This is a genomic window from Phyllobacterium sp. P5_D12, from assembly GCF_054049495.1.
Map to the genome: position 1 here is coordinate 1 of NZ_JBFUMG010000101.1, position 11,431 is coordinate 11,431.

An 11,431-nucleotide genomic window follows, 5' to 3' on the forward strand; every position below is an offset into this window, starting at 1 on the left:
ATCGAGAACTGCAAGCGATGGCCCAAGCTGAATCGTCAGGAGAGAGAGCAATGTTAGGTGTAGGACTGATCGGAACGGGCTTCATGGGAAAATGCCATGCACTGGCGTGGAATTCGGTTCGCGCCGTCTTCGGTGATGTGCCGGCAGTGCAGCTCGTGCATCTTGGCGAAGCCAACACGGAGCTCGCCGTGCGCCGCGCTAATGAGTTCGGTTTCCAGAAAGCCTCGGGCGATTGGCGCGCGGTCATCGACGACACGCAAGTCGGTGTCGTCTCCATCACCACCCCCAACCAGTTTCACCCGGAAATGGCAATTGCGGCGCTGAGAGCCGGCAAGCATGTCTGGTGCGAGAAGCCCATGGCGCCAACATTCAGCGACGCGGAAGCCATGCTCGCCGCGGCGAAACAGTCGGGCAAGGTAGCAGCCCTCGGCTACAATTATATCCAGGGACCAGCCATACGCCATATCCGCAAGCTGCTTGCCGAGAAGATCATCGGCGACATCAACCATTTGCGCATCGAGATGGATGAGGACTTCATGGCCGATCCCGATGCCCTCTTCAATTGGAAACACGAGGCTACGTCCGGATATGGCGCGCTGGATGATTTTGCTGTCCATCCCCTGTCGTTGCTGTTCACGCTGTTTGGCCGGGTTTCCCGCGTCATGTGCGATATGTCGAAGCCCTATGCCACCCGCAAGACGGCCAATGGCACGGATCGCGCTGTCGAAACCTATGACAGCGCCAGCGTTCTCATGCACATGGAAAACGGCGTTGCCGGAACCTTGCAGGCCAATCGGTCCGCCTGGGGCCGCAAGGGCCGCATTGCGTTGCAGGTATTCGGCTCGAAAGGCTCGATCCTGTTCGATCAGGAACGCGCCAACGAATTCCAGCTTTACGTCACCGCCGACCGCGCCACCGAGCAGGGCTACCGCACCATTCTGACGGCGCCGCATCATGAGCCCTATGGGCAGTTTATCCCGGCTCCCGGCCATGGCCTCGGTTTTAACGATCTGAAGATCATTGAGTGCCATGAGCTGATCAAGCGCATCAACGGCCAGCCCGCCCATCTGATCGAATTCGCCGACGGCCTCGAAATAGAACGTACCGTGCATGCGATGGCACAGTCATTCAATGATCAACGCTGGGTGGATGTCAGATGATTATGCTTTTGGCTACTCCACCACAATCTTCATGCAGGTACCGTCATCCTCGGGCTTGACCCGAGGACCCACGGCTGACGACGGGAAGGGTAGTTCGCGCAACACATTCCGGCGAGCTTGGCTTATGCTCCACTCTGGGTCCGATGATACGCGACTAGAGCATTGGCATGGCCATGACCCATCTGGTGCTCTGATTTCAGCGTGGATACCATCTCCATGTGCTTCTTTTCCTTCATTTCATCCAGCATCGTTAGCCAGTGACTTATTGGCTTGCCATATGTCTTCTCAATGGAAGGAAAGTACGAAGCAGGGCCCTTCAGCTTGTTCTCCGCCGACATGTAAACGAACTCCTATCCTTGTAATCAGGTTCACGGTTCTGAGACATCTAAGTTGTCGATGCAAGGGGCTACCTGAGCCGCAAACCGTCAGCGAAGAGATAACGGAGGCTCAAAGCCTGRTCGTCTTGCCTTCCTTAACCGACCTCACCGCTGCATCGGCAAGCGCCAGCGCTATCAGCCCGTCCTCGCCGCTCGGCGCCGCCTTCGTGCCCTTCGCAATCGCGCTGATAAATGCGGCGATCTCGTTAGCGTAGGCCTCCGTATAGCGCGTCATGAAGAAGTCGTGCAGCGGCGGGCGGGTATAGCCGCTGCCGTTGGCGATCTCGATCGACACCGGCCGCTGGTTTTCTGCCGCGACCATGCCCTTTGAGCCATGCACTTCGATGCGCTGGTCATAGCCATAGGTCGCGCGGCGCGAATTGGAGATCACACACTGCTTGCCCGACGCCGTCGACAGGATCACGCTGACGCTGTCGTAATCGCCAAGCTCGCCGATCTTCTTGTCCACCAGCACCGAGGCGTGCGCGGTTACCGCGACCGGATCTTCGCCGAGGAGAAACCGTGCCATGTCGAAATCATGGATGGTCATGTCGCGGAAAATGCCACCGGAACGGCTGATATATTCGGCCGGCGGCGCACCAGGGTCGCGCGACGTGATCGTCACCATCTCCACGTCACCGATCTGACCATCGTCGATCGCCTTGCGTACCGCAGCGAAATGCGGATCGAAACGGCGGTTGAAGCCGACCATGAGCGTCGCGCCGGTTTCTCTGACAACGGCGAGGCATTCTTCGACACGCTTCACATCGAGGTCGATCGGCTTCTCGCAGAAGATCGCCTTGCCCGCGCGGGCGAAGCGTTCGATCAGTTCCGCATGCGTGTCGGTCGGCGTGCAGATGACAACCGCATCGATATCGGATGCCTTCTCGATCTCGTCGATGGTGCGGATTTCACAGCCATGCGCAGCGGAAAGATCCTTGGCGGCCTGTTCAAAGGCATCGGCGACGGCGACGAGTTTCGCCTGTGGGTTCGATGTCACCGCTTTCGCGTGAACCTTGCCGATACGGCCAGCACCGAGCAGGCCAAAACGTACAGTCATTTCTTACCTCATTAAAGAAGCCCGGAAGTATCCCGGGCGTTGCAGATTGATTTTTAAAGTGCCCAGAGGCTTTGTGAAAATTCATCCTGATGCGCAGATGGGGCGGTTTTCGAGAACCGGAGCACAGCGGACATTTAGGTCCGTGAGCACCGGAAGCGGAGAAAATCGCTTCAGGTGCCCATCAGGGTGGATTTTGAAAGCCTATTAAACTTTGCGCTTCTTCTGGCGGTACACGTCCACGATAACTGCGGCAACGATGATCACGCCTTTGATGATTTCCTGGTAGTAGGCATCGACCCGCAGGAACGTAAAGCCGGAGATCATTATGCCAAGAATGATCGCGCCGATCACCGTGCCGGTGATACGTCCGACGCCGCCCGCAAGCGAGGTGCCGCCGATAACGGCCGCCGCGATTGCGTCGAGTTCATAGTTGACGCCCATGCCGGCCTGCGCGGTCTGCGCCCGGGCAGCGGTAACGATGCCGGCAAGTCCAGCCAGCAATCCGGCAATGGCATACACCTTGATGAGATGTTTTTCGACATTGATGCCGGAAACCCGTGCCGCCTGCACATTGGCGCCGATGGCGTAGGTGAACTTGCCATAGCGCGTATAGCGCAAGGCGATATGGAAAACGAGCGCCACCACGAGAAACACAACCACAGGCCAGATGCTCGTGCCGATGAAATTGAACTGGTCAGTCAGGCCTGAAACCGGCGAGCCCTTGGTGTACCATTTTGCTATGCCGCGGGCCGACACCATCATGCCGAGCGTGGCGATGAACGGCGGTATCTTTGTATAGGCGATCAGCCAGCCATTGATGATACCGGCGAGGAGGCCGATGCCAAGGCCGATACCGATCGGCACGAAAAACGGCAGGTCCGTCAAGGCCGGATAGACCGGCCGCGCCCAGGTGGAGGCCTGCGCGAAACTTGCCGCAATCATCGCGGTTGCACCGACGACCGAGCCGGAGGAAAGGTCGATACCGCCGGTGATGATCACCTGCGTCACGCCTACCGCAATGATGCCGATGACGGAGACCTGCAGGATAATGATCCGCAGGCGCTGCACGTTCATCAGAAAGCTCTGTCCGGCAAAAATCCAGCCGAGTATTTCGAAAACCAGCGCAATACCGATCAGCACCAAAAGGATGTTGACCTCGGGCGGCATGCGCCGGCGGTGCTTGCGCCCGAGTGCGGGTGTTGTTGCCTTGGCCGTCACCTGCTCGCTTGTCATTATAAGGTCCTCCAATATTCCAGGCAGCGCCAAACAACCGTTAAAGCGCGGAAAATTCTATCCGATAATTGTCAGGGTGGATTATCAAACGATCGTTCATTTTGATGCCAACTCCATGACCTTGACCTGCGTTGCTTCGGCGCGATCGAGAAAACCGGTAACCCGGCCCTCATGCATCACCATGACCCGGTCGCTCATGCCGAGCACTTCCGGCATTTCCGACGAGATCATGATCACCGCGACCCCCTGTTTGGCGAGTTGCGATACAAGGCGGTGAATCTCCGCCTTGGCGCCGACATCAATGCCGCGTGTCGGTTCGTCGAGAATGAGGATCTTGGGATTGGTCAGAAGCCACCGGCCGATCAATACTTTCTGCTGGTTGCCGCCGGAAAGGTTCTCGACCCTTTCCTCCATGTTCGGGGTCTTGACCCGCAACGTATCGCTCATCTTGGTGCACGCCGCGGTAATGCCCTTCTCCTGGACAAACCCGTACTTGACGAAACGGTCCTGCAGCACCGCGATCTGCATGTTTTCAAGGACGTCGAKAATAAGCAGGCAGCCCGTTTCCTTGCGGTCTTCGGTAATGAAAGCCATGCCGTGGCTGATGGCCTGCGTCGGCGAAGTCATCTTGACCACCTCGCCTTTGATCTCGATGGTTCCGCTCGTTGCCGGTGTCACACCGAAAATCGTCTCGGCGACGTTCGAGCGGCCTGAACCGACCAGGCCGGCAACGCCAAGGATCTCGCCCGCACGCACGTCGAACGACACATTGTGGAACACGTTCTTCAGCGAGAGGTCTTTTACCGAAAGCACCACATCGCCGATTGGCACCTCTTCTTTCGGAAACATCTGCGTGATCTCGCGGCCGACCATCATCTTGATGATGTCGTCGCGCGTCACATCGGTGGAAAGATGCGTTCCGATATAGCGCCCGTCGCGGAATACAGAGAACTCGTCGGCGATCTCGAAAAGCTCGTTCATCTTGTGGGTGATATAGACGATGCCGATGCCCTGTTCGCGCAGACTGCGGATAATCTCGAACAGATGCGCCACCTCGCGCTCGGTCAGCGCCGACGTCGGCTCGTCCATGATCAGGACATCGGATTCGTATGAAACCGCCTTGGCGATCTCCACCATCTGCCGGTTGGCGACGCTCAAATCCCGAACCTGGCTTTCCGGATCGAGTTTGATGTTCAGCCGCTCAAACAGCTCTGCGGTCATGTCGTACATCTTGCCGTGATCGACGAAGCCGAAGCCGTTCTTCGGCTCGCGCCGGATCCAGATATTCTCCGCCACCGTCATGAATGGCATCAGGTTGAGCTCCTGATGGATCATGGCGATACCATTTTCCAGCGCATCGAGCGGCGATTTCAGGCGGATCGGCAGACCTTTCAGATGAACCTCGCCCTGATCTGGAATATATATTCCAGCAAGGATCTTCATCAGCGTGGATTTACCGGCGCCGTTCTCGCCCATCAGCGCGTGAACCGTGCCGCGCTTGAGCCGGAACTGCACATTGTCCAGCGCCAGAACGCCGGGAAATTCCTTGCGGATGTTTTCGACGTTCAAGAGATATTCCGATTGCGGCACGGCGCCACTGGCGCGCACCGCTGCCATGGTCGAGGGACTGACTGCCATGATCATCTCCTCCCAGAGAGGCTCTCGTTTCAATCATACGCCAAACGTTGACGCATTCCCTCCCCCAGTGGGGAGGGTCGGACCGCAGGTCCGGGGCGGGGTCTTTGTTGCAACGAGTAAGGCGTAGTGCGCCATCGCAAGAAATTAGGCTCAAAGGCCCCTCCCCGTCGCTTCGCTCCGTCCCTCCCCACAAGGGGGAGGGTGAAGCTCGGCGTGGTTTGAAACAGAAGCCTTAATTGGACTTCTGATACTTCGACAGGTTCTCCGGGGTCACCAGCTCAAACGGCACATAGACCTTGGTCTCGACCTTCTCGCCCTTGGAGAGCTTCAGCGCCGCATCGACCGAACCCTTGCCCTGACCGGCCGCGTTCTGGAAAACCGTCACATCGAGGTCGCCGGCAGCCATGGCGGCAAGCGCGTCCTGCGTGGCATCGACGCCGCCGATAACGACGCTGTCCATCGAGCGGCCTGCAGCCTTCAGGGCCTGGATCGCACCGATAGCCATTTCGTCATTGTTTGAAACGACCGCATCGAATTCGAGACCAGCCGAAAGCCAGTTCGTCATCAGGTCGGAGCCTTCCGTGCGCGACCAGTTGGCGGTCTGCTCTTCGACGATTTGAAGCCCCTTGCACTCGTCGGTTGCAATCACATCATGCACGTCCTTGGTGCGCTGGCGGGCGGCCTGATTGGAGAGTTCGCCCATCATCACGACGATCTTGCCCTTGCCCTTGAGCAGGCGGCAGACTTCCTTGGTTTCCAGCGTACCGGATTCAACTTCGTTGGAAGCAACGAAAGCCTGCTTCTCCGGCAAGCTGTCGACATTTGCCGGCTCGCGGTTGACATAGACCAACGGAATGCCGGCATCGGCGGCGATCTTCGACATGGCGCCGGTAGCGTCCGTATCGACCGGATTGACGATGATCGCATCAACCTTGGAAGCGATGAAATTCTGGATCTGGCTCTGCTGTTTGGCAACGTCGTTCTGCGCGTCCTCGACCTGCAGGTTCACGCCATCAAGCGTCTTGGCATAGTCCTGCATGCCATTGCGCAGGACGGTCAGGAAGTTATCGTCGAACTTCGCCATCGAGACGCCAATATTCGCGGCCGAAGCCGAACCAGCCATCAATGCTGAAACAGCCACTCCAAGCAAAAACTTTTTCATGTCTTCTCCTCCACAAATGGTGCCCCGGCTGCACCTGTTTTAATCCGGAACCCTTCATGCCCAAATCTCGCCAACCCACCTTGTCCCTGGCTGGCAATATCCGGACATGAAGCGTGCGCGGCGTTTGCGCGCAAATCTTAATCTGAACACCCATTACGGAATATACGGACCGTTATGCCCAGCATCTGAAATATTTATTCCATTTTATGGAAGGAGCGTCAAGCGGGATTTGAGGACTATAGACCAATTAATAAGAGGCTTCAGGTTGCACAGCAGTGCAGTCTGATTGCGGAACCTTCTGGGCGGCACGCGGTTTAACTCCGTAACCGGAGACAGTCTCATGCGCGTTCATACATGGATATCGACGGCTGTTATTGTCGTCCTGGCGGTCGCTGCATTTCTTTGGTTTTACCCGGCCGGCGATCAAACGCCCGGTCAACCTGCTCCACATGCGCTGGGTCRGTCCAATTAGAGCAATTCCAGGAAAAGTGTGAAGCGGTTTTCCGTCCGGAATTGCGTATAAACAAAGAACTAGAGCAATTCCGTGATTCGAAGAGAAACGGAATTGCTCTAGTTGCTAACAAACAAAGGATCAAATAGTGAATCGCAATGGCCTGTATCTGATTATTGGAGCGCTTCTCGTCGCTGTTATCGGTCTTGGTGTCTACGCCTACCGGGAGGAAACCAGGCCCGCAGGCGTCGAACTGAAAATCGGAGAGGGCGGCGTGTCTATCCAGGAGAACTGACCTCCGGGAAATCTAGGGGCAGGACCAGCCAACGGGTCCTGACCTTAGGTCAAATCAACCCGGCCTTGATCATATCCATGCTGGAGGCCAGCGCTTCGGACGGGTTTTCCAGTTCCTGCACTTCCGGTGCGAACGGCTCGAACGAAAACAGGCCGGTATAGCCCTGGTCGATCAGTTCGCGCATCTGGCGGACATTGCCGAGCCGATCATCCCCGTCGACCAGTACCCGGTGCGGGTCGCGCATGTCGCCAACCGCAAGATCAGGGTCGGCAACCCCTGAAATATGAACCATGCCCGTCATCGCCGGAAACAACTCGGGTTCGCCGGCAAGGTGGTGATGGAACGTGTCATGCACGAGTTTGAACCGCCCCTGCCCGCCCACCGCTTCGATCGCTTCCACCGCCTCGCGCTTGGAACGCAGCGAACAAATCTCGAAGCCGAGGGGTTCCACGAAACCCATGAGAGCACGCTGTTCAAGGATAGGCTTCAGCGCCGTCAATGCGGTGCGCAGGTTTGCTTGACGCTCGCCATCTGTCTGGCCGGAACCATCATTGACCGGGACAAGAACCAGCGCGCTCGCACCCACGTCGCGTGCATAATCGGCAAGCTCGATCGCCTCCCGTTCGCGCTCCGGCGTCCACTCGTTGAAGCGCTGCAGCGCATTGATCGTCGCGATGCGAACGCCTGCCGATTCAGCCACCGCCCGGACCTCTGCCGCCGGCGTACCGTCGACAATAGCATTGCCGCCCAGGTCGTTGCGGATCTCGACATCGCTGAGGCCGAGCGACTTCGCCATCTGGAAAAATTCGGCCGGTGTCATGTTCGGCGCGGCGATATGGTTGATCGCAAAGACAGGGTGAGAAATCGTGTCGCTCATCTGAATAATACTCCCGGTAGTACTTAACGCGGTCTGCGCCCGTGGGTTGCCAAGAGCCCGCAAATCCGGCGCAACCATCTGTCGAAGCCGCTATTGCGTCAATCGCCGTCTTGGCTAAAAACTATCATTTCTGATAGATTCCGATGCGTAAGGAAACGAGAACAAGGTTTGCGGGATCCGGCGGAGCTTTTGCGCAAGAATGTCCGGATCTGGCGCAAGAACATGCGAAAATGAAACATGAATCCTCGATTCCGGCGCAGGAATTTCAACCGGCGCGGGCAATTTGATTGTAGCCGGGTGTAAATGCGGCTCAGATGTTCTCTGGAAGGTAGATATCGAACGGCAAAAAAGTCTGACCCGGAGCGTTGGCCGCGCCGCTTTCGATGGCGTGACCCATCAGCTCAGTGAGCTCCCGGCAGAGCCTTGGCATGGGCGTYGCGATGACCATGGTGACGACCTTGTCGGCCAGTGCCGCCCGCGATTCTGGAGTGATTTCATTAACGATCATCACCGGCGGCTGTTCCAATTGCGCCTCACGAATCGCAGTGATCGCGCCCTCCATTCCACCGCCCGCCACATAGCAGCCGGCAAGGTCCGGATGGCGGCGCAGCAGCTCCGCCATCGCCTCATTGGTGATCTGGCGCGTCTCCAGATTGACCATCGTGTCTAACACAGTGAACTCCGGCGCCTCTTCACGGAAGAAGGCACGAAAACCGATTTCGCGCAGTTCATGCCCATGAAAGCGATGACTTCCGACGAAAATCGCGACTTTTCCGGGCGTTTTGGCGGCTTTGGTGATCATCCAGGCCGCCGTGCGCCCCACCTTGCGGTTGTTGACGCCGACATAGCCTTCGCGGATTCCGGCGGCAAAATCTGAGAGCAGCGAGAACACGGGGATATTCTTTGCCTTCAATTCATCGACAGCAGCCGTGATGGACGGGTGGTCCGGCGCGACCAGGCCGATGGAACGGCAGCGTCCCGCCAGCGATTTCAGCTTGGCGACGATCTCGTCCGGTGCTTGCGAGGCGCAAAACTCTATCGCAGGAACGCCGCGGAAATGCGACGCCTGGCCGACAGCATTCTCGATCTCCCGCGCGAACTCCTGATAGAAATAATGTCCGGGTTTCTGCAAGAGAAAGCCCAGGCGGTATTCAGGCAGTTCCTGCCGCATGCGCTGGCGGATCAATCCGGCCGCATGGTATCCGATGCTGTTGGCCGCCTCATACACCCGCCGCGCCGTTTCCTCGCGAACCGGTAGCCGTCCGTTCAGCACCCTGTCGACTGTCGCGACACCCACCCCGGCCGCGCGCGCCAGATCCGAGATTGTCGGCCTATTTGCCACCTCATGCGCTCCCTGATAGAATCTATCAGTCATTTATACCAATCTCTGATTGAAAATGATAGAATTTCATCATTTCAGATTGAGGCAGGTTGCAGCAACGCGTATCTTCTCTCGACCGATTGAGGGAGGTCTCATATGCAAGCAGCATCGCTCGCCATGCCGACAAGGCGGGATTACAGCCTTATCGGCCGTGACTCGCAACTGGCTGTGGAGTCAGGTCTTGCTGCCGCCGAATGGTACCACACCGACATTCCCCGCAAGCAGATGAAAGAGCTGATGAAGCGCTCTGATGGCCCGGCAATCCGCGACACTGCGATCTGGCTCGGCAGCATGCTGATTTTCGCCGGCCTTGGCGTTTATTTCTGGGGTACCTGGCTTTGCGTGCCGTTTTTCCTTGCTTATGGCGTTCTATATGGTTCCGCTTCGGACAGCCGCTGGCATGAATRCGGCCACGGTACGGCATTCAAGACGCGCTGGATGAATGACATCGTCTACCAGATTGCCTGCTTCATGATCATGCGCAATCCAGTCACCTGGCGCTGGAGCCATACGCGGCACCACACGGACACGGTCATCGTCGGCCGCGATCCTGAAATCGCGGTCATGCGACCACCCGATTTGTTGCGTGTCGCATTGAATTTCTTCGGTATTTTGGATGTCTGGCACGCCATGAGCGACCTCATCCGCAACGCTCTGGGAATTGTCAGCGCCGAGGAWAAGACCTTCATTCCCGAGCAGGAACAGCCAAGGGTCGTACGAATCGCCCGCATCTGGGCCGCGATCTACGTCGCCACGATCGGGCTTTCGTTTTATCTCGGATCGGTCCTGCCGCTGATGCTGATCGGCCTGCCCCGGCTTTATGGTGCCTGGCATCATGTGCTCACCGGGCTTCTGCAGCATGGCGGGCTTGCCGACAATGTCACCGATCATCGGCTCAATAGCCGCACGGTCCTGATGAATCCGATCAGCCGGTTCATCTACTGGAACATGAACTATCACGTCGAGCACCACATGTTCCCGATGGTGCCGTATCACGCGCTGCCGCAGCTGCACGCCATGATCAAACATGATTTGCCAGCGGCAAACCCATCCATCCTGCACGCTTACCGCGAGATGGTGCCTGCATTCCTGCGGCAGCTGCGCAATGAGGACTATTTTCTCAAGCGGGATTTGCCGCCGACCGCCAAGCCCTATCGCGAGGAATTCCATAGTGAATCTATCGCGGCGGCAGCGGAATAATAGCCCATAAACGACCGGGAGGATCGAACGATGAGCAACTGGGTGGAAGCCTGCACTTCAGACGACATTGACGAAGAAGACGTCATGCGTTTCGATCACGCAGGAAAGACCTTTGCAATCTACCGCAGTCCCGACGATGAGTTTTTTGCTACGGACGGTCTGTGCACTCATGAACACATCCACCTGGCAGATGGCCTCGTCATGGACGAGATCATCGAGTGCCCCAAGCACAATGGCCGTTTCAATTACAAGACCGGAGAAGCCAAGGGAGCGCCGGTCTGCATCAACCTTAAAACCTACCCGGTCAAGGTCGAGGCCGGTAAAATATTGATACAGCTGGGATAATAGCGATGGAACGAGGAATGGTCATCATTGGCGCTGGCGAATGCGGCGTGCGCGCGGCTTTTGCCTTACGGGAAAACGGCTATGACGGCCCGGTCACTTTGATCGGCACGGAAAAACACCTCCCCTATGAGCGCCCGCCTCTTTCCAAGGAAGCGATGGTCTCGGAAGATCATCCGGCCCCGCGCACGATAGCCGCCGAATCCCTGTTTACCGAAAAGAACATCGACTTCGTAGGCAATTCAACGGCGACGT

12 protein-coding genes are annotated in these 11,431 nt (G+C 57.4%); 5 read left to right on the forward strand and 7 right to left on the reverse strand.

The annotated features are described in order from the left end of the window. Positions 1–50: 50 nt before the first annotated feature. Positions 51–1,160 (forward strand): Gfo/Idh/MocA family protein, encoded by a 1,110-nt coding sequence (locus tag ACXJ5O_RS09430; RefSeq protein ID WP_457299666.1) that lies wholly within the window; start codon positions 51–53, stop codon positions 1,158–1,160. A 122-nt stretch (positions 1,161–1,282) separates the two neighbouring features. On the opposite strand, the gene ACXJ5O_RS09435 is transcribed toward ACXJ5O_RS09430, so the two are convergent. The 5 genes from ACXJ5O_RS09435 to ACXJ5O_RS09455 all read right to left on the reverse strand — a co-directional run bounded on the left by ACXJ5O_RS09435 (position 1,283) and on the right by ACXJ5O_RS09455 (position 6,630). After that, positions 1,283–1,498: a DUF4287 domain-containing protein gene (locus ACXJ5O_RS09435; protein ID WP_457299657.1), complete on the reverse strand. Its 216-nt coding sequence runs from the start codon at positions 1,496–1,498 to the stop codon at positions 1,283–1,285. A gap of 109 nt (positions 1,499–1,607) precedes the next feature. Next, complete coding sequence (gene iolG, locus ACXJ5O_RS09440; protein ID WP_457299658.1) at positions 1,608–2,597, reverse strand: inositol 2-dehydrogenase; 990 nt, start codon at positions 2,595–2,597, stop codon at positions 1,608–1,610. A 204-nt stretch (positions 2,598–2,801) separates the two neighbouring features. Beyond that, the gene (locus ACXJ5O_RS09445) at positions 2,802–3,830 is read right to left on the reverse strand and encodes an ABC transporter permease (protein WP_457299659.1); all 1,029 of its coding nucleotides are present in this window, start codon (positions 3,828–3,830) and stop codon (positions 2,802–2,804) included. A gap of 96 nt (positions 3,831–3,926) precedes the next feature. Then, positions 3,927–5,468 carry a sugar ABC transporter ATP-binding protein gene (locus ACXJ5O_RS09450; RefSeq protein ID WP_457299660.1) on the reverse strand — a complete coding sequence of 514 codons (1,542 nt, stop codon included), beginning with the start codon at positions 5,466–5,468 and terminating at the stop codon, positions 3,927–3,929. Positions 5,469–5,700: 232 nt separating this feature from the next. After that, positions 5,701–6,630: a sugar ABC transporter substrate-binding protein gene (locus ACXJ5O_RS09455; RefSeq protein WP_224514317.1), complete on the reverse strand. Its 930-nt coding sequence runs from the start codon at positions 6,628–6,630 to the stop codon at positions 5,701–5,703. Between the two features lie 599 nt (positions 6,631–7,229). Between ACXJ5O_RS09455 and ACXJ5O_RS09460 the strand changes: the two genes are divergently transcribed. Next, positions 7,230–7,376, forward strand: coding sequence for a hypothetical protein (locus ACXJ5O_RS09460; protein WP_457299661.1), 147 nt, complete (start codon positions 7,230–7,232; stop codon positions 7,374–7,376). A 49-nt stretch (positions 7,377–7,425) separates the two neighbouring features. Here ACXJ5O_RS09460 and ACXJ5O_RS09465 read toward each other — a convergent pair whose 3' ends face one another. Next, a complete protein-coding gene (locus tag ACXJ5O_RS09465; protein WP_457299662.1) occupies positions 7,426–8,253 on the reverse strand; it encodes a TIM barrel protein in 828 nt (275 codons plus the stop codon). 310 nt (positions 8,254–8,563) lie between these two features. Continuing rightward, positions 8,564–9,595: a LacI family DNA-binding transcriptional regulator gene (locus ACXJ5O_RS09470; RefSeq protein ID WP_457299667.1), complete on the reverse strand. Its 1,032-nt coding sequence runs from the start codon at positions 9,593–9,595 to the stop codon at positions 8,564–8,566. A gap of 135 nt (positions 9,596–9,730) precedes the next feature. Between ACXJ5O_RS09470 and ACXJ5O_RS09475 the strand changes: the two genes are divergently transcribed. From ACXJ5O_RS09475 to ACXJ5O_RS09485, 3 genes are all read left to right on the forward strand, one after another. Continuing rightward, the gene (locus ACXJ5O_RS09475; RefSeq protein WP_457299663.1) at positions 9,731–10,834 is read left to right on the forward strand and encodes a fatty acid desaturase family protein; all 1,104 of its coding nucleotides are present in this window, start codon (positions 9,731–9,733) and stop codon (positions 10,832–10,834) included. Positions 10,835–10,864: 30 nt separating this feature from the next. Further along, positions 10,865–11,179, forward strand: coding sequence for a MocE family 2Fe-2S type ferredoxin (locus ACXJ5O_RS09480; protein ID WP_457299664.1), 315 nt, complete (start codon positions 10,865–10,867; stop codon positions 11,177–11,179). Positions 11,180–11,184: 5 nt separating this feature from the next. Further along, a partial coding sequence (locus ACXJ5O_RS09485) for an FAD-dependent oxidoreductase (protein WP_457299665.1) occupies positions 11,185–11,431 on the forward strand: 247 nt, incomplete at its 3' end.